This window comes from Dokdonella sp., from assembly GCF_019634845.1.
Classification (GTDB): domain Bacteria; phylum Pseudomonadota; class Gammaproteobacteria; order Xanthomonadales; family Rhodanobacteraceae; genus Dokdonella_A.
Genome location: NZ_JAHCAQ010000014.1, coordinates 81854 through 99948, shown reverse-complemented (window position 1 = coordinate 99948; position 18095 = coordinate 81854). Strand labels below are relative to the sequence as shown.

The 18095-nt window shown below is 70.6% G+C and carries 15 protein-coding genes; 8 read left to right on the top strand and 7 right to left on the bottom strand.

All coding sequences use genetic code 11. The features are described 5' to 3' along the window. Window positions 1–87 precede the first annotated feature (87 nt). From KF903_RS11140 to KF903_RS11130, 3 genes are all read right to left on the bottom strand, one after another. On the bottom strand, window positions 88–2997 hold the full coding sequence (locus KF903_RS11140) for a monovalent cation/H+ antiporter subunit A (protein ID WP_291214682.1): 2910 nt from the start codon (window positions 2995–2997) through the stop codon (window positions 88–90). Window positions 2998–3306: 309 nt separating this feature from the next. Further along, window positions 3307–5646 carry a Tex family protein gene (locus KF903_RS11135; RefSeq protein WP_291214681.1) on the bottom strand — a complete coding sequence of 780 codons (2340 nt, stop codon included), beginning with the start codon at window positions 5644–5646 and terminating at the stop codon, window positions 3307–3309. Window positions 5647–5875: 229 nt separating this feature from the next. Beyond that, window positions 5876–6952, bottom strand: a complete 1077-nt coding sequence (locus KF903_RS11130) for a DUF11 domain-containing protein (RefSeq protein WP_291214679.1) — start codon at window positions 6950–6952, stop codon at window positions 5876–5878. 125 nt (window positions 6953–7077) lie between these two features. Between KF903_RS11130 and KF903_RS11125 the strand changes: the two genes are divergently transcribed. Continuing rightward, on the top strand, window positions 7078–7419 hold the full coding sequence (locus tag KF903_RS11125; protein WP_291214677.1) for a zinc ribbon domain-containing protein YjdM: 342 nt from the start codon (window positions 7078–7080) through the stop codon (window positions 7417–7419). 106 nt (window positions 7420–7525) lie between these two features. Here the strand turns inward: KF903_RS11125 and KF903_RS11120 are convergent, their stop codons facing one another. Genes KF903_RS11120 through KF903_RS11110 form a run of 3 tightly spaced genes read right to left on the bottom strand, consistent with a single transcriptional unit; the run spans window position 7526 to window position 10116 of the window. Beyond that, a complete protein-coding gene (locus KF903_RS11120; protein WP_291214676.1) occupies window positions 7526–8638 on the bottom strand; it encodes an S-(hydroxymethyl)glutathione dehydrogenase/class III alcohol dehydrogenase in 1113 nt (370 codons plus the stop codon). A gap of 55 nt (window positions 8639–8693) precedes the next feature. Continuing rightward, window positions 8694–9131: a c-type cytochrome gene (locus tag KF903_RS11115; protein WP_291214675.1), complete on the bottom strand. Its 438-nt coding sequence runs from the start codon at window positions 9129–9131 to the stop codon at window positions 8694–8696. 19 nt (window positions 9132–9150) lie between these two features. Continuing rightward, window positions 9151–10116 (bottom strand): pteridine-dependent deoxygenase, encoded by a 966-nt coding sequence (locus KF903_RS11110; protein ID WP_291214674.1) that lies wholly within the window; start codon window positions 10114–10116, stop codon window positions 9151–9153. A 96-nt stretch (window positions 10117–10212) separates the two neighbouring features. Between KF903_RS11110 and KF903_RS11105 the strand changes: the two genes are divergently transcribed. Genes KF903_RS11105 through KF903_RS11075 form a run of 7 tightly spaced genes read left to right on the top strand, consistent with a single transcriptional unit; the run spans window position 10213 to window position 15854 of the window. Next, window positions 10213–10509 (top strand): phosphopantetheine-binding protein, encoded by a 297-nt coding sequence (locus KF903_RS11105; protein ID WP_291214672.1) that lies wholly within the window; start codon window positions 10213–10215, stop codon window positions 10507–10509. A gap of 31 nt (window positions 10510–10540) precedes the next feature. Continuing rightward, window positions 10541–11266 (top strand): hypothetical protein, encoded by a 726-nt coding sequence (locus tag KF903_RS11100; protein ID WP_291214670.1) that lies wholly within the window; start codon window positions 10541–10543, stop codon window positions 11264–11266. Beyond that, the gene (locus tag KF903_RS11095; RefSeq protein ID WP_291214668.1) at window positions 11263–11559 is read left to right on the top strand and encodes a hydroxymyristoyl-ACP dehydratase; all 297 of its coding nucleotides are present in this window, start codon (window positions 11263–11265) and stop codon (window positions 11557–11559) included. The genes KF903_RS11100 and KF903_RS11095 overlap by 4 nt, the downstream gene beginning before the upstream one ends. Further along, window positions 11556–12509 carry an acyltransferase gene (locus tag KF903_RS11090; protein ID WP_291214666.1) on the top strand — a complete coding sequence of 318 codons (954 nt, stop codon included), beginning with the start codon at window positions 11556–11558 and terminating at the stop codon, window positions 12507–12509. The genes KF903_RS11095 and KF903_RS11090 overlap by 4 nt, the downstream gene beginning before the upstream one ends. Continuing rightward, window positions 12433–13086 (top strand): LolA-related protein, encoded by a 654-nt coding sequence (locus KF903_RS11085; RefSeq protein ID WP_291214664.1) that lies wholly within the window; start codon window positions 12433–12435, stop codon window positions 13084–13086. Before KF903_RS11090 ends, KF903_RS11085 begins: the two co-directional genes overlap by 77 nt. Window positions 13087–13095: 9 nt before the next feature. Beyond that, the gene (locus KF903_RS11080) at window positions 13096–15411 is read left to right on the top strand and encodes an MMPL family transporter (RefSeq protein ID WP_291214662.1); all 2316 of its coding nucleotides are present in this window, start codon (window positions 13096–13098) and stop codon (window positions 15409–15411) included. Continuing rightward, the gene (locus KF903_RS11075) at window positions 15408–15854 is read left to right on the top strand and encodes a phosphotransferase (RefSeq protein ID WP_291214661.1); all 447 of its coding nucleotides are present in this window, start codon (window positions 15408–15410) and stop codon (window positions 15852–15854) included. Before KF903_RS11080 ends, KF903_RS11075 begins: the two co-directional genes overlap by 4 nt. Here the strand turns inward: KF903_RS11075 and KF903_RS11070 are convergent. Beyond that, on the bottom strand, window positions 15826–18042 hold the full coding sequence (locus KF903_RS11070; RefSeq protein WP_291214660.1) for a TonB-dependent hemoglobin/transferrin/lactoferrin family receptor: 2217 nt from the start codon (window positions 18040–18042) through the stop codon (window positions 15826–15828). The genes KF903_RS11075 and KF903_RS11070 overlap by 29 nt on opposite strands. Between the last annotated feature and the right edge of the window lie 53 nt (window positions 18043–18095).

Sequence of the window (18095 nt, the reverse complement as noted above, 5' to 3'; positions counted from 1 at the left end):
TGATGAGCTGGAAGGTGCGCGGACGCAGGATCAGCCAGATCCCCGCGCCGAACACCACGCCTACGGAAATCGCCAGTACCAGTTCCATCAGATCCGCCTCCCCTCGGCACCGCCCTGTCCGTCCGCCGTCAGGTCCTCGCCCGGGTGGCGGTGCGCGCGCAGCGACTGGTGCGCGAGCGCGACCAGCATCAGCATCGTGGTGCCGACCACCACCGCGAACACGCCGAGGTCGAACACGAAGGCGCTCGGCAGGTGCAGCTCGCCCACCAGCGGCCACTCCACGTGCGCGGTGTGGGTGGTGAGGAAGGGATGCCCGAACCACCACGCCCCCAGGCCGGTGGTGCAGGCCAGCAGCAGTCCGAAGCCCAGCCAGCGATGCGGGCGCAGGTTCAGGCGGCTCTCCACCCACACCGTGCCGGCGAGCATGTACTGCACCAGGATCGCCACCGCGAAGATCAGCCCGGCGACGAAGCCGCCACCCGGCAGATTGTGCCCGCGCATGAAGAAATACACCGCGATCACCCCCATGAAGGGCAGCAGCAGGCGCAGGTAGATCCCCGGCACCAGCAGGTAGCCGCTGCCGGCCTGCTCGGCGGGGCTCTGCCGGCTCGCCGGATCGCCCTCGAAGCGCTGCTGCGGCGGGATGCCGGCGCTTTCCGGCGCCGGGCGGAAGCGGCGCAGCAACGCATACACGGTGAGCGCGACGACGGCGAGCACGGTGATCTCGCCCAGGGTGTCGAAGCTGCGGAAATCCACCAGCAGCACGTTCACCACGTTGCTGCCCCCGCCGCCGCCGAGGGCGTTGAGCAGGAAGAAGTCCGCGATCGTGTCCGAGGCCGGATGCACCAGCACCGCATGGGTCAGCGCCGCCAGCGCGAGGCCGCCGCCGACGGCGAGCGCGAGGTCGCGCGTGCGTCGCGTCCATACCTGCCACGGCGGCTGCACCGGGCCGGCGATCGACTCGATCCGCGGCGGCAGCCAGCGCAGGCCGAGCAGGATCAGCACCGTGGTCACCGTCTCCACCATCAGCTGAGTCAGCGCCAGGTCGGGCGCAGACAGCCACAGGAAGGTCGCCGCGGTGACGATGCCGGTGCCGCCGACGAGCGCGAGCGCGGCCAGGCGGTGGTACTTCGCCATCCACGCCGCCGCCAGCGCGCAGCCGGCGCCGATCAGCCACATGCCGGCGAAGATGGGGTCGAAGCCCCGCACGGGGATCACGGTCCACGCCGGCGGAGCGCCCGCCAGCAGGAGCGGAATCAACAGCAGCGCGAGCATCATCAGCATCAGCTGCGGCTGCAGCCGGCGCGTGCCGACGCGGCGCAGCAGCCACTCCGCACCGCGGGTGAGCTGCAGCATCGTCGTCTCGTAGGCCTGCGCGCCGTTGAGGCGGTGGAGCAGCGGCACGCGCTCGCGCCGCGCCAGGTCGAAATGGCGGCGCAGCACCCCGTAAAGCAGCATGCCGCCCACGAGCGCGCACACGCTCATCAGCAGCGGCAGGTTGAAGCCGTGCCACACCGCCAGGTCGTAGGCCGGCGCGTCCTCGCCCAGGGTGGCGACCACCGCCAGGTGCAGTAGCGGCTCGATGCTCACGCCGGGGGCGACGCCCACCACCAGGCAGGCCAGCACCAGCAGTTCGACCGGCAGCCGCATCCAGCGCGGCGGCTCATGGGGGTCGCGCGGCAAGTCCTTCGAAAACTCGCCGAAGAAAATCGAAATGAAGCGCAGCGAATAGGTCACGCTGAATATGCCCATGGCCAGCGCCATGGCCGACAGCCCCCAGTCCTGGCCGCCGCCGTGGGAAAAGGCTTCGGCGAAGAACATCTCCTTCGACAGGAAGCCGTTGAACAGGGGCACACCCGCCATGGCCGCGCTGGCGCAGATGGCCAGCACTGCCGTGACCGGCAGTTTGCGGCGCAGGCCGCGCAGGATGCGCATGTCGCGGATTCCGGTTTCGTGGTCGATGATGCCCGCCGCCATGAACAGCGATGCCTTGAACGTCGCGTGATTCAGGATATGGAAGATGGCGGCCACGACGGCCAGCGGCGTGCCCATGCCGATCAGCAGCGTGATCAGTCCGAGATGGCTGATCGTCGAATAGGCGAGCAGCCCCTTCAGGTCGTGCTGGAAGATGGCGATGAACGCCCCGACCAGCAGGGTCATCGCCCCCGCCCCGCCGATGATCCAGAACCATTCCGGCGTCCCGGACAGCGCGGGCCACAGGCGGACCAGAAGAAAAACGCCGGCTTTCACCATGGTCGCCGAATGCAGGAAGGCGGACACCGGCGTCGGCGCGGCCATCGCGTGCGGCAGCCAGAAATGGAAAGGGAACTGCGCGCTCTTCGTCAGCGCGCCCAGCGCGATCAGCGCCAGCGCCGCCGGATAGAGATCGTGTCCGCGGATCTGGTCGCCGGCCGCCAGCACGATGTCCAGATCGTAGCTGCCGGTGATGTATCCCAGCACCAGCACCCCGGCCAGCAGGCAGAGCCCCCCGGTGGCCGTCACCGTGAACGCCATGCGCGCGCCGCGCCGCGCATCCGCGCGGTGATGCCAGTAGCCGATCAGCAGGAACGAAGTCAGGCTGGTGAGCTCCCAGAACACCACCAGCTGCACCAGGTTGCCGGACAGCACGACGCCGAGCATCGATCCCATGAAGGCCATCAGGAACGAGAAGAAGCGCGGCACCGGGTCTTCCGGGGACATGTAATAACGCGCGTACAGCACGACCAGCAGCCCGATGGCGAGGACCAGCATGGTGAACACCCAGGCCAGGCCGTCGACGCGCAGAACGAAATCCAGGCCCTGCGCCGGCAGCCAGGCGAACTCCTCGCGCAGGACGGCGCCGGTCGCCACCTCGGCATACAGGCTGGCCGCCGCGACCAGGGCATACACGCAGACCGCCGCCGCCAGCCAGAACTCGCTGTTACGCGCGCGCTGCGGCAGCACCGCGGCAATGGCGCTGCCCAGGAACGGGATCAGTACGAGAGAAAGGACAAGCATCGATGGCTGGTCGAAAAAATGTCTATGTCTGTTTCTGTTAACGCGCTGCCGGCGGCGCCCTGGAGATGTGCATCGGCACAAACTCCGGTCCTGTCAACATTGCCGCCACAGAATTGCCGGTTTTTTTGATGATAAGCGAGAACATCCGCTTCCGGAAAACCAATTGCCGTCCCTGTGACGCCGGAACGGCGGTTTTGTTTCCATCAGCATGTCCGCCGTGCGGCACCGGCCGCATACCGGACCGTCGCCGTGCAACATGAACAACCCCGGAAAATGCAGTTCCGCGCCGGACGGCCCGCCTTCCGCGGATTATTTCTTCAACTTCGCGAACGCCAGCGCCATGGCGTTCATCGGCTCTGCGGCCCGCCCGGCCCCTCCCCCTCCCGGCCGTGCCGCAGGGCGCCGGCCGTCAGGCTGACGGCGTCCGGGGCCGGAATCCGCAGGGCGCGAAGCGCCTTCCCGCCGTGCCGCCGCGTTCCCGGTTTCATCCAGGCGCATGCTCAGCGCGATGCGCTGGCGCTGCAGGTCCACTTCCATCACCTTGACCTTGACGATGTCGCCGGCCTTGACCACCTCGCGCGGATCGCGCACGTAGCGGTGGGCGAGCGCCGACACATGCACGAGGCCGTCCTGGTGCACGCCGATGTCGACGAAGGCACCGAACGCGGCGACGTTGCTGACACGCCCTTCCAGCACCATGCCGACGACGAGATCCTTGACGTCGGCGACACCCTCGGCAAACGTCGGTGCGACGAAGCTCGGGCGCGGATCGCGACCGGGTTTTTCCAGTTCGCTGATGATGTCGCGCACGGTCGGCAGGCCGAACCGCGCGTCGGTGTAGTCCTCGGCGCGCAACTGGCGCAGCAAGGCGGCATCACCCACCAGCTGCTGCGGCGTGCGGCCGTTGGCCGCGGCCATGCGCTCGACCACGCCATAGGCTTCCGGATGCACACCGCTGGCGTCGAGCGGATTGCTGCCCTGGCTGATGCGCAGGAAGCCCGCGCCCTGCTCGAAGGCCTTGTCGCCCAGGCGCGGCACTTTCTTCAACGCCGCGCGGGTGGCGAACGCGCCGTGCTCGTCGCGATACCTGACGATGTTGTCGGCAACCGACGCGCTCAAGCCGGCCACACGCGCCAGCAGCGGCGCCGATGCGGTGTTGACGTCGACGCCGACCGCGTTGACGCAGTCCTCCACGCGCGCATCGAGCGCGCGCGCGAGGCGGTACTGGTTGACGTCGTGCTGGTACTGGCCCACGCCGATCGCCTTGGGTTCGATCTTGACGAGCTCGGCGAGCGGATCCTGCAGGCGCCGCGCGATCGACACCGCGCCGCGCAGCGACACGTCGAGGTCGGGAAACTCGCGCGCGGCGAGCTCGGAGGCCGAATACACCGAAGCACCGGCCTCGCTGACCACGAGCTTGGCGATGCTGGCCTGCGGCGCGAGCTTGCGGATCAGCTCGCCGGCGAGCTGGTCGGTCTCGCGCGAGGCGGTGCCGTTGCCGATCGCGATCAGTTCGACGCCGTGGCGCAGGCACAGCGCGCCGAGTTCGGCCAGCGCCTGCTGCCACTGCCGACGCGGCTCGTGCGGATAGACCGTGCTGGTCGCGAGCAGCTTGCCGGTGCCATCGACGACGGCAACCTTGACGCCGGTGCGGATGCCGGGATCGAGCCCCATCACGGTGCGCGGGCCAGCGGGCGCGGCCAGCAGCAGGTCCTTGAGGTTGTCGCCGAACACGCCGATCGCGGCCTCCTCGGCAGCCTCCCGCGCGCGCGTGAACAGGTCGAGCGTGAGCGTCAGATGCAGCTTGACGCGCCAGCACAGCCGCGCGGTGTCCATCAGCCAGGCATCGGCGGCGCGGCCGCGCGCGGCGAAGCCCGCGTGCGCGGCGACGCGCGCCTCGCCCTGCGCGTGGCCCTGCTCGGCATCGGCAGTGGGCGCGAGCTCGAGCGCGAGCACGCCCTCGTTGCGCGCACGCAGCAGCGCGAGTAACCGGTGCGAGGGGATTTTCGCGATCGGCTCGGCGTGCTCGAAGTAGTCACGATACTTGGCGCCTTCGGCCTGCTTGCCCGCGATCACGCTGGCGCGGATCTGGCCGTGTTGCCAGACCCACTCGCGCAGCGAGTCGACCAGCAGCGCATCCTCGGCGATCGATTCGATGAGGATGTGGCGCGCGCCGTCGAGCGCGGCCTTCACATCCTCGACGCCGCGCGCGGCATCGACGAAGGCCGCCGCCCGCAGTTCGGGCGCGACCGTCGGGTCCTCGCGCAGCGCGATGGCGAGCGGTTCGAGACCCGCCTCGCGCGCGATCTGCGCCTTGGTGCGGCGCTTGGGCTTGTAGGGCAGGTACAGATCCTCGAGCCGCGCCTTGGTGTCGGCGGCGAGGATGCGCTCGCGCAGGTCGGCGTCGAGCTTGCCCTGCTCGTCGATGCTGGCAAGGATCGCGCTGCGCCGCTCCTCGAGCTCGCGCAGGTAGCCCAGGCGTTCCTCGAGCAGGCGCAACTGGGTGTCGTCGAGGCCGCCGGTGGCTTCCTTGCGGTAGCGCGCGATGAACGGCACGGTGGCGCCGCCGTCGAGCAGCGCCACGGCGGCCTGCACCTGTGCCGGCTGCGCGGCGATGTCCTGCGCGATGCGCGCCTCGATCGAAAGCATGGGCTGCGAAATCCTCGTCGGCCGGAGAAACGGAAGGCCGCCCGCGCGACCCGCCGCGATGTTCGCAGCGTCGCCGCGATGCGTCGAGACTTGCGCGCGGGGGATGGTTTTCGTAGGCGTGGCGGCGGCCGCGATCAGATCTTCGTATCGCAACGCGACCACCGCCTCGCGTCCCCGCGGGACGAACCACGCACCGACGCGGGTCGTCCCCCGCGCACCGCGGCCACCATCAACGCCCGCCGCGATACCCCAGCGCGCGGGCGGGCACGAGGCGCAGCCCCGGCTGCACGCCGTCGAAGCCGTCGCGGAAGATGAGGTCGCTCACCGCCGCTTCCAGATCGAGGGTGCCGGTGTTGTTGGCCGGGTTCGGATCGGTGATCGGCGCGCCGACGACGGCCGTCATCGAGTTGCTGAGCGTGGCGCTGAAGCCGGCCGCGACCGTGCCGCTGACCACGAAACTGAGCTGGCTGCCCGACGGCAGCATGGCCGCGCCAACGATGTTGCCGCTGCTGCCGGCCGGACAGCTGGCGCCGCCACTCGGCGTGCAGGTCCAGGTCGGCGACTGGTAGGCCGCCGGGAATGTATCGACGAGCGTCGTGCTGGCGCTGGCCGGACCGGCATTGGCGACCGTGATCGTGTAGTGCAGCGCAGCGCCCGCCGTGTAGGCCGGCGGATTCGCGCTCATCGTCACGCCGACATCGGCCGTGGTCGCTGTCGCTTGGCAGTTGACCACGCCACGGATGACCCAGTCGCCGCCAACGCCGAACGTCGCGCTGTTAAACCACCCGAATTGGTTGTTGATCGAGGCGTAGATCACGTTGCGTCCGGGCGTGTTGCCGTCAGTGTCGCGCACGACGCTCGGATCGGAGCCCGCTACCGGCAGCTCGGCGAACTGCAGCGCCACCACCACGGTCTCGTTCGCGCTCACCGGCACGCTGAGCGGCAGCGTGTTGTTCTCATCGAGGTAGCGCCATTCGTTGAGCGCATTGTCGTTGAGCACGGGACCGCCGATCGACTGCACAAGCGCACCGGGGTTGGGGAAGGTGCCGCTACGATAAATGTTGATCGAATCCTGGATCGAGGCCGCCGCGGTGCCGGTCGGCGAGCGCCAGAAGATCTGCACCGCGACGAGGTTGCCGTCGCAGGGACTGGTGAGCCATGAACCGGCCATCTCGCCGGCCGCGAAACCCCAGATGATCGCGGCACCGCCGAAATCGGTGAGCGAATCGTTCTTGATCGTGACCTCGGCCGCGCCGACGCCGCTGCTCAACATGCAGGCCAGTGCCAACCACAAGCTCTTGCGCATGATCGCCCCCCTTGGTTGTCGTTCAACGCCGCCAGCCTGCCAGCTTGTCCCGTCAGCCGGCGTGACGGACCTCGCACTCGCCGGTCCGGCTAGAATGCGCGCCCGCCGCCATCGGAACCTGCCGCATGTCCGCCATTCCCGCCTGCCCGCGCTGCGCCATGGAACACACCTACCCCGACGGCGAGCTGTTCGTCTGCGCCGATTGCGGGCACGAATGGCCGCAGCATGCGACCGAGCATACCGAACCCGCGCACGTGGTGCGCGACTGCAACGGCAACGCGCTCGCCGATGGCGACAGCGTGGTCGTGATCAAGGACCTCAAGGTCAAGGGTTCCTCGATCCCGCTCAAGCAGGGCACGCTGATCCGCAACATCCGCCTCGTTGCCGACGACGCCGAGCACATCGAGGGTCACAGCGACAAGATCCGCGACCTCGTGCTCAAGACCTGCTTCCTGCGCAAGGCCTGAGCCGATCCCTCGCGTGCCTCGCAGCGAGCCTCATGAAAAGTGCGGCCACGGATGGCCGCGGCTGGACTTGCCGCAGCCGCGGCCTCGGCCAGCACGCGGCGCCGCATCAATACATGATCACCGAGCGGATCGAATGCCCGTCGTGCATGAGCTGGAACGCATCGTTGATGCGCTCGAGCGGCAGCCGCGCCGAGATGAATTCGTCGATGTGGATGTCGCCCGCGAGATAGCGCTCGACATAACCGGGCAACTGCGAGCGACCCTTGACGCCGCCGAACGCACTGCCGCGCCACACGCGTCCGGTGACGAGCTGGAACGGCCGGGTGCGGATCTCCTGCCCCGCGCCGGCCACGCCGATGATGATCGACTCGCCCCAGCCCTTGTGGCAGCACTCCAGCGCGGTGCGCATGAGCTCGACGTTGCCGACGCATTCGAAGGAATAGTCCACGCCGCCATCGGTCAGCTCGACGATGAGCTGCTGCAGCGGGATGTCCGCATGCTCGCGCGGGTTGACGCAGTCGGTGGCGCCGAGCTGGCGCGCGAGTTCGAACTTGGCCGGGTTGCGGTCGACGGCGAGGATGCGGCCGGCCTTGGCCAGCACCGCGCCCTGGATCACCGACATGCCGATGCCGCCGAGGCCGAACACGGCCACGCTCGCACCGGGCGTGACCTTGGCCGTGTTGAGCACGGCGCCGATGCCGGTGGTGATGCCGCAGCCGAGCAGGCAGACCTTGTCGAGCGGCGCGGCCGGATTGATCCTGGCCAGCGCGATCTCGGGCAGCACCGTGTACTGCGAGAACGTGCTCGTGCCCATGTAGTGCAGGATCGGCTTGCCGTTCTTCGAGAAGCGCGAGGTGCCGTCGGGCATGAGGCCCTTGCCCTGGGTCACGCGGATCGCCTGGCACAGGTTGGTCTTGCCCGAGCGGCAGAACTTGCACTGGCCGCACTCGGGCGTGTACAGCGGGATGACGTGGTCGCCCGGCTTGACGCTGGTCACGCCCGCACCGACCTCCTCGACGATGCCGCCGCCCTCGTGGCCGAGGATCGCCGGGAACAGGCCTTCCGGATCATCGCCCGACAACGTGAACGCGTCGGTGTGGCACACGCCGGTGGCGACGATGCGCACGAGCACTTCGCCCGCGCGCGGGCCTTCCAGATCGACTTCCTCGATCGACAGCGGCTGACCGGCAGCCCAGGCCACGGCGGCGCGCGTCTTCATCGGTGATCCTCCGGCACGACAGGAGGGTCACCATAGCGCGAGCGCGCGGCGCGGCTCAATCGGCGCGCAGCTGCTGTGCGCGCACGAAGCTCACGAGCTGCCACAGCTCGCGGTCGTCGAGCAGGCGGCCGAAGCCCGCCATGTCGCCGACCTGTGGTTCCTGGCCGCTGCGCGTATAGCCGTGGCCGCGCAGCGCGACGCTGCCATCGCGCAGCAGGAAGAACAGCGTGGTGTCGTCATCGCCATACACCCAGCGCTGGTTGACGAGCGAAGGGCACATCGCACCGGTGAGCTTGTTGCCGTGGCAGGTGACGCAGGCGCGCTGCGCGTAGATCTGCGCGCCGGCCGCACTCGCCGCGGCATCGCCGGCGAACGGATTGCGCAGCTCGGGCAGGCCATGCGCGGTTTGCCGACCGGTCGCGCCCAGCGGCGGATCACTGCCGCGCCGGCCCGGCCCGCAGGCGGCGAGCGCGGCCACCAGCAGCAGCGCCAACCCTGCCCGGCAGCGGCGTTCAGCGCGCCAGTGACTGCAGGCCATCGATTTCCACCAGCAGTTCACGGCGGCAGATGTCACCGCCAAGGATCAGCGCGCCCGCATGGCCTGGCACGGCCTGCGCGAGCGCATGCGCCACCGCGGCGCCATCGTCGCGCTCACGCACATAGGCCTTGAGCAGGGCATCGGTGCCGAAGCGGCCATGCGCGGCCGCCAGCAGGTGCTCGAGGTTGGTGAAGGTTTCGGCGAGCTGTGCGGCCAGGTCCTGCTCGTGCTGCGAGGCATGCCCGACCACGGCCGCGGTACCGGAGATGAAGAACTGCCCGGCCGCGCTGCGCAGCGCCCGCGCGAAGGTCGGTGCGCTCGGGCCGTACTGGCGCGGATAGCACCAGGCACTGAGCTGGCGCGGATTCTCGACGCGCGTGCCGGGCTCGCGCGCGGCCAGACCGTAGACGAGCAGGTTCCCGCTCGCGACCTGATGGCCGATCGCGCAGGCGGCCGGATAGCTGCCGGCCAGCCATTGCGCCATGCCACGCGCACGTCCTGCGCAGAATCGCCGATACCGTTCGGCATCGCCGACGCCGGCATTGATCGCATCGAAATAGTTCCACAGGCGCAGCCAGTGCGGCGTGGCGCTGGCCTGCACGAAGGCCAGCAACTGCCGGTAGGCGTCGTGGCTGGCGCGCTCGATGTCGCCATCGACCTCGGCCACCTCGATCGCCACGAACAGGTAATCGCCGTCGCTGCTCCAGCGCAGGTCGCCCGCGCGCCCATGCCGCACCGGGGCGCGCCCGCGCCATACCTCCACGCAGGGCGCGGCCAGTGGTTCGAGCGCGACGCGCACCACGCGCGGATCGTCAGCGGCAGCGAAGCCGCTGCCGAAACCGATCACCGCCAGCACGCGCGCGTCGGCGAGCAGCGTGCCCACATCGGCCTGCTCGTAACACTGCTCCAGCGCTGGCAATGGTGGCGTGGCGTGATTCATCGGGGCAACGGCGCGGGGGGCGCAAACGCGGTCAAAACGGCCGCGGATGATACACTGCCCGATTGTCCAACCCGCGCCATCGGCCGCCCCAATCTCATGGATACGACCCACTGCCCCGAGTCCACGCAGTCGCCGGCCGAGCAGGATCTGGCCCGCCTCATCGTCGCCAGCCTCAACATCGACTGGATCAAGCCCGAGGCGATCGCGCCCGAGGCGCCGTTGTTCGGCGGCGGCGAACTTGGCCTCGACTCGATCGATGCGCTCGAGCTCGCACTGGCGGTGTCCAAGCGTTATGGCTTCCAGTTGCGCTCGGACAATCCCGACAACAAGCAGATCTTCGCCAGCCTGCGCGCGCTGTCGGCGCACATCGAGCAGCACCGCGGCGCGAGCTGAGCGCGCGGCGCGCCGGCCACGGCTTCCACGCATGAGTGCCGCCAGCCTGCCCGGTTCCGGAACCATCACGCCGACGCCGCGGCGTGGCCGCGCGCTGCTCGGCGCGATCGTCCTCTACATCGTGCTCGTGCTGCTGGCCGCGCAATTGGAACGCGACGACCTCGCCGCGCTGGCCGTGGTCGTGCTGGCCGGCGGCGCGCTGGCACCGGCCCTGTGCCGCGGTGCGCGCCGCGCCTGGTGGGCATTCGCCGCGACCGCGCTCGCCGCCGTCGCCGCGGCCTGGCACGGCATGGGCTGGCTGCTCGTCGATGCCGTGCCGGCGCTCATCAATGGCGCGCTGTGCCTGTTGTTCGCGCGCAGCCTGCGGCGCGGGCGCGCGCCGCTCATCGCACGCTTCATCGCGATCCTCGAAGGGCCGCAGCGGCTGGCCGAACCGCGCGTGGCCACCTATGCGCGCGGACTCACCGCATGCTGGGCGCTCGTGCTCGGCGCGCAGGCTGCACTGCTCGGCGCGATCGCACTGGCGCAGGTCGGCATCGGCCCGGCCGCGCTCGGCGCGGCGGCCTGGCGCGCTTACCTGCACGTGGGCAGCGGGGTCGTGGTCGGCGCCCTGCTCGCCGGCGAATACGGCTACCGGCGCTGGCACCTGCGCGGCCTCGCCCACCCCGCGCTGGCGACCTTCCTCGTCGCGATCGTGCGGCAGTGGCCGGCGCTGCTGCGCAGTGCACTCGATGACACGCCGCGGGACGCGCCATGACCGCCGACGTGCTGCGCGAGCGCCTGTGCATCGACGCCGACCATCCGAGCCTGCCCGGCCATTTCCCGGGACAGCCGGTGGTCCCTGGCGTGGTGCTGCTCGACCGCATCGCCAGCGTGCTCGCGCGCGCCGGCCTGGGGCCGCTGGCGCGCATCGAGGCGGTCAAGTTCCTTGCCCCGGTGCTGCCGGGGCAGGCGCTCGACTGCGAGATCGAACGCGACGCCACGCAGCTGCGCTTTCGCCTGCTGCACGACGGTCGCGTGGTGCTGCGCGGCACGGCGGCGCTGGCATGAGCGAGCACTGGCGCGAGCGCAGGGAAGGCGGTGGCCGCGTTGCGATCTGGCTGATCCGCACGATCGCGCTGCGGCTCGGGCGGCCGGTGGCGCGGCTGTGCCTGTATCCGATCACGCTGTATTTCTTCCTGCGGCGCCCCTACGAGCGCCGCGTGTCGTACGCCGCGCTCGATCGCATCGAGGGTCGGCGTCCATCGGCGTGGCGCGTCATGTGCCACATCCACCGCTTCGCCAGCACGCTGCTCGACCGCGTCTTCCTGCTGTCGGACCGCTACACCCGCTTCGACGTGCGCATGCACGGCCTCGACGAGCTCGTCACGCGCATGCAACCCGACCGTGGCGTGCTGCTGCTGGGCGCCCACGTCGGCAGTTTCGAGGTGCTGCGCGTGGCCACGCTCACACATCCCGAGGTCAAGCTGCGCGTCGTGCTCGACACCCACAAGACGCCGGCGCAGACCGCGCTGCTGCATGCACTCAACCCGGCCATCGGCCATGGCGTGATCGACGCCGGCCGGCCGCCCACCGAGATCGTGCTGGCACTGTCCGAAGCCGCTGCCGAAGGTGCGCTGATCGCCCTGCTGGCCGATCGCGCACGCGCCGACGAACGCTGCGTGATGGTCGACTTCTGCGGTGCGCCGGCGCCGCTGCCGGTGGCGCCGTTCGCATTGGGCGGCATCCTCAAGGTGCCGGTCGTGCTGTGCCTGGGCATGTATCGTGGCGGCAACCGCTACGATCTGTACTTCGAGCCACTGGCTGATGCGCTGCCGGTCGGCCGCGGCGAGCGCACGGCAGCGGTGCAGGCGCTGGCGCAGGCCTACGCGGCACGGCTCGAACACCATGTGCGACAAGACCCCTGCAACTGGTTCAACTGGCATGATTTCTGGAATCCCGAAGGGCGTGGCGTGGCCGCTGCTGCTGGCGTTGGCGCCGACAGCCCTGGCCGCGCCTGACGCCGCCCCCGATGCAACCGCGCTGGTCGCCGCGCTCAAACGCGAGGTGCCGGCCGTCACCGCCTATGTCGAGGTGCGCTATTCCGGCCTGCTCGAACGACCGCTGATCCTGCGCGGCGAAATGCAGTACCTCGGCCCCGGCAAGCTCGCCAAGCGCGTCGACACGCCCTGGCGCGAATTGACGGCGGTCGATGGCGGCAACGCGAGCCTGCAACGTGGCGACCGGCCGGCGCGCAGCCTGCCGCTGGCGCAGGTGCCCGAGCTCGACAGTTTCCTGCGTGGGTTCTCGGCCTTGCTCGGCGGTGACGCCGCCGCACTCGCGCGCGACTTCAGCCTGAGCGCCTCGGGCAACGCGGCGCACTGGCAGCTTCGACTCGAGCCGCGCGATGCGCGCCTGGCGCGGCGCGTGCAATGGCTGCGCGTCGATGGCAGCGGCAGCGAACCGACCTGCTTCCGCACGCGCGAGGCCGATGGTGATGAAAGCGTGTTGCTGGTCGGTGCGCTCGCCGCCACGCCGCTGGCACCGCGCGTGACGCTGGGCCAGCTCGATGCGCTGTGCCGCGGACTCAAGCGGTGAGCGGCGTCGATGCGCGTTGAGCCACCTCGCACCCTGCTGCTCGCACTGTGGCTGCTCGCGCTCGCCGCACTGGGCGCGCTCGCCTGGCGCCAGCTGCGCATCGGCACCGACCTGCGCAGCTTCATGCCGCCGCCGCGCACGGCCGACCAGCAACTGGTGATGGACCAGATCGGCGATGGCCCGGCCTCGCGCCTGTTGCTGCTTGCCATCGAGGGCGCCGACGAGGCCACGCTGGCGCAGCTCAGCCGCGGACTGTTGGCCTGGCTGCGCGGTGACGCGCGATTCGAGCAGGCTTTCAACGGCGCGCTCGACGCCGCTGCGATTCCATCGCCGTGGCTGCCCTACCGTTGGCTGCTCACGCCGACGCTCGATCGGCAGGCCTTCGACGCGGCCTGGCTGCGCGATGCGCTCGAGCAGCGTGCCGCCGACCTGGCCTCGCCGGCGGCGACGCTGCTCAAGCCCTGGCTCGCGCGCGATCCGACCCTGGAGACGCTCAACCTCGCACAGCGCTGGGCCCCACCCAAGATGCCCGCGCTGCACGACGGCGTGTGGTTCGCCAGCGACGGCGCCGCACTGCTGCTCGCGCAGACGCGCGCGGCGGGATTCGACCCGGCTGCGCAACGCGACGCGATCACAGCGCTGCAAGCCGCGTTCGCGGCGCTGCCCGCGCGCGGCGAGGCGCGGCTCGAGATCAGTGGTCCCGGCTGGTTCAGCATGCAGATCGATGCCCGCACGCGCGGCGAGGCCGACCGCCTCGGCGCGGCCAGCACGCTCGGCTTCATCGTGCTGCTGCTCGTCGCCTACCGCAGCCTGCCCGCGTTGCTGCTCGGCGCACTGCCGGTCGCGACCGGCGCGCTGGCGGGACTGGCCGCACTCGCGCTGTGGTACGGACAGGCGCATGGCATCACGCTCGCGTTCGGCTTCACCCTGCTCGGCGTGGCACAGGAGTATCCGCTGCGCGTGCTCAGCCACCGCCGCGCCGGCGAGGACGCGCTGGCCAGCGTGCGCGCGCTGTGGCCGCTGCTGGCCACCGCGATCGTGTCGGCGGCGATCGCCTATCTGGCGTTCTTCGCCTCGGGCGTGCCCGGTCTGCAGCAGCTGGCGCTGTTCACGATCGCGGGCCTGCTCGCGGCCGGGCTGGCCACGCGCCATCTGCTGCCGCGCGCGCTGCCGAGGCGCTTTCGCGACGTGGCCACGCTCCCGGGGCTCGCCCGCGCGAGCGCACTGCTCGAGCGCGTGCCGCGCCTGCGCTGGCTGCCGTGGCTGCTCGCACTGGCCGGTGGCGTGATCCTGTGGCGCGCGCCCGGCCCGCTGTGGCAGAACGATCTCGCCGCACTCACCCCGGTGCCGGCGCAGTGGCTCGCACGCGACGCGCAGTTGCGCGCCGAACTCGGCGCGCCCGACGTGCGCTACCTGCTCGTGCTGCAGGGCAACGACGACGAAGCCGTGCTGGCGCTGTCCGAACGCCTGCAGGCACCGCTCGAGGCACTGGTCGCGCGCGGCGCCCTCGACGGCGTGGAACTGCCGAGCCGCTATCTGCCGAGCCTTGCCACCCAGCGCGCGCGCCAGGCGCGCCTGCCCGCGCGCGCCGCGCTCGAGGCCGCGCTGGCGGCCGCCAGCGACGGGTTGCCGTTCCGGCAGGGCCTGTTCGAGCCGTTCGTCGACGACGTGGAGACCGCGCGCGAACTCGCGCCACTCACGCCGCAGGCGTTCGCCAGCAGTCCGTTCGGAGCGCGCCTGGCTGCGATGCTCGTGCGCCGCGGCGACACCAGTCTGGCGCTGGCCACGCTGACGGGCGTGCACGACGCGGCGGCGCTGCAGCACTGGGCGCAGTCGACCGCCGGCGCGGTGCGCCTCATCGACCTCAAGGCCGCCTCCGAGTCGCTGGTGGCCGCCTATCGCGAGCGCATCCTGCGCGCGCTCGGCGTGGCCCTGCTGCTGCTCGCGCTGACGGTGGCCATCGCCCTGCGCAGCCTGCGCCGGGCCTGGCATGTGCTGGCACCGATGACGCTGGCGACGCTGCTCGTGGTCGTGGTCGAGCGTGCCGCCGGCATCCCGCTGTCGCTGTTCCACCTCGTCGCGGTCACGCTCGCGGCTGGCCTCGGCCTGCACTATGCGCTGTTCTTCGAGCAGCGTCCGCGCGATGCGGCCGATGCGCGGCGCACGCTGCATGCCACGCTCGTGTGCGTGCTCGCCGCGCTGCTCGTGTTCGGCCTGCAGGCGCTGTCCTCGCTGCCGGTGCTGCGCGCGATCGGGCTGACCGTCGCGCTTGGCGTCGGCTTCCATTTCTGCCTGTCGATCCTGATGGCGCGCGGCAAGCCATGAGCCTGCCGCGCCCACAGTGGGCCACGCTGATTCCGCATGCGGGTGCGATGTGCCTGCTCGACGAAGTCATCGCCTGGGACGCGGCCACGATCCACGCCCGCACGCACTCGCATGCGCGCACCGACAACCCGCTGCGCAGCGACGGCATGCTGCGCGCGTTGCACCTGTGCGAGTACGGCGCGCAGGCGATGGCGATCCATGGCGGCCTGCTCGCGCGCGCGCAGGGGCGCGTCGCCACGCCGGGCTATCTGGTGTCGCTGCGCGAGGTGGAGCTGCACCGCGCCCGCATCGACGACATCGATGCGGCCCTCGAGGTGCATGCGCAGCACCTGCTCGGCGGCGATGGCCACTGGCAGTATGCGTTCCGCGTCGAGCACGCCGGCCTTCTGCTCGCGCGCGGGCGCGCGGCGGTCATCACCAGTCCAGCGCCAGATCGAGACTGAAGCTGCGCCCGGGCTGGCGGTACAGCCCGAGATCGCGCGCCGTGGGCGCCACCCCGCGCAGACTGGCCCAGTCGAAGTAGCGCCGGTTGGCAAGGTTGCCCAGTTGCAGGTTGATGCGGGCGAATTCGACCGGCTGCCACCAGGCGCTGAAGTCCAGGCGCGCGTAGCCGGCCGGGCGGTACAGCGATGCGAGGCTTTGATCGACGCGCTGCTTGCGGGTCACGCCGGTCAGCGTGAGCTGGCCGCCGTAGCGCGGATCGGGTTCGAAGCCGACGCCGAGGCTCACGCGTGCCGGCTGCACGCTGTTGAGCGGCTGGTGACGCGCGGTATCGTCGCCATGTCCGGCGCTGGCGCGCAGCTCGCCGAACCAGCCGGCCAGCCGCTCGCGCGTGGCATCGGCCTGCCAGCGCGCCTCCAGTTCGACGCCGCGGATGCGCGCGCGGTCGCGGTTGATCGACTGGAACACCTGGTCGCCGCTGACCGGGTCGATGCCGAGGTTGGCGCGTGACTCGATGAGGTCGCGGAAGCGGTTGTCATAGAGGGCGAGGCTGGTCTGCCATTCGCGGCCCTGCCAGCGCCAGCCCGCTTCGAGGCCAAGGCTGGTCTCGGCACGCAGCTGCGGATTGGGGCGCACCTCGTAATGGAAGGTTGGCAGGTACAGGCCGATGTTGACGTCGGAGAACGGCGGCGCGCGGTAGCCACGCACGGCCTGCAGGTAGAAGGTGTGCGCCGAGCGCGTGTAGCGCAGGCCGAGCTTGGGCGTCCAGCGCGTGCTGTCGATGTCGGCCAGCGCCTGGTCGGGATTGTCGGCGCGCCAGATCGCATCGCTGCGCGCGGCCATCGAGTAGCGTTCGCCGCGCACGCCCGGCACCAGGGCCCAATGCGGGCTCAGGCGTATTTCGTCCTGCCAGAACAGGCCGGCCTCGAGCACGCGCGACAGCGGGAAATCGCGCACAGGCAGCCGCTCGCCGAGCACGACATGGGTGGCGCTGCCGGTGGCCAGATTGGTCTCCAGACCGTCACGGACGCTCGCGTAGTCGTGGCGCGCGAGATCGAGGCCGAACACGTGCCAGTGACTGACGCCGAGCCAGTCGCCGCGCGACTGCGCCACGAGGCGCGCGCCGTCGCTGTCCTGGGCCAGGTCGAAGCGGCGCTCGCGGCGCGTCCGATACGCTGTCTGGGCATCGGGGTTGCGGAACTGGTCGGTCAACTGCGCGGTCGCGGCGAGCTGGCGATACAACAGCAGGTCGAGCGAATCGAGCCACGGCCACGGCGCCTGCCATTGCGCGGCCAGGCTCAGGCGGTTGCGGCGCCAGCGATCGTCGCCATCGAGTGCCGTGGTGGTGCTGTAGCGGCCGGGGCCGAACACCAGCGATTGCACATCGGTGAGCTGCCGGCCGCGCGCGCCCTCGAAGGTGAGCGTGTAGTGGCCGCCACCGGCGGCGTAGCCGAACTTGGCAAGCAGGCCGTCGCGGCGCGTATCGGCCGGATTGGCGCGCATCTCGCCGGCAGCGACGTTGTTGTCGGTCTCGTGGCCGCTGCGGCGTGCGACCTGCAGCAACGTGCTCCACGGCCCCTGCTGCGCCGCCAGATGCGCGGCGACGAGGTGGCTGTCATCGCGGCTGTCATGGCCGAGCCGGCCGCCCACGCCAAAATCACTGCCGTTCCACAGCAGGTCCGCCGCCGTGCTCGTCGTGTAGGCGACCACGCCGGCCAACGCCTTGCTGCCATACAGCGTCGAGGCCGGTCCGCGCAGCACCTCGATGCGCTGGATCGCGAGCAGGTCGACGAGGTCGCGGCCGGCGTAGGCGAACTGGCCGACGCTGAACGCATCGGGCAGCGGCACGCCATCGACCTCGATGCTGACACGGTTGCCATCGAGTCCACGCAGGTTGAAGCCCAACCGGCCGAAACGGGCGGCGTCGGTCGGCACCGCCAACCCCGGAATCAGCCGTTCGAGGTCGCCGATATTGGTCACCCCGGCGCGCTCGAGCTGGTCGCGCTCGACCGCGCTGACGCTGCCGACCACCTGGCGCAGCGGCTCGGCGGCGCGGCTGCCGACCACCACCACGGCATCGAGCTCGGTGGTGTCGTCGGTGCTGCCGTCAGCGGGACTCGTGGCGTGGGCGGAAACGACGCAAATGCTGGCCAGCACTGCGACAAAAGGCGACAGGCGAAGAGGCTTCATCGGGGTTATGCTGTGCGAGTGGGACCACCATGCGAGCCGCGCTGGCACGCGGT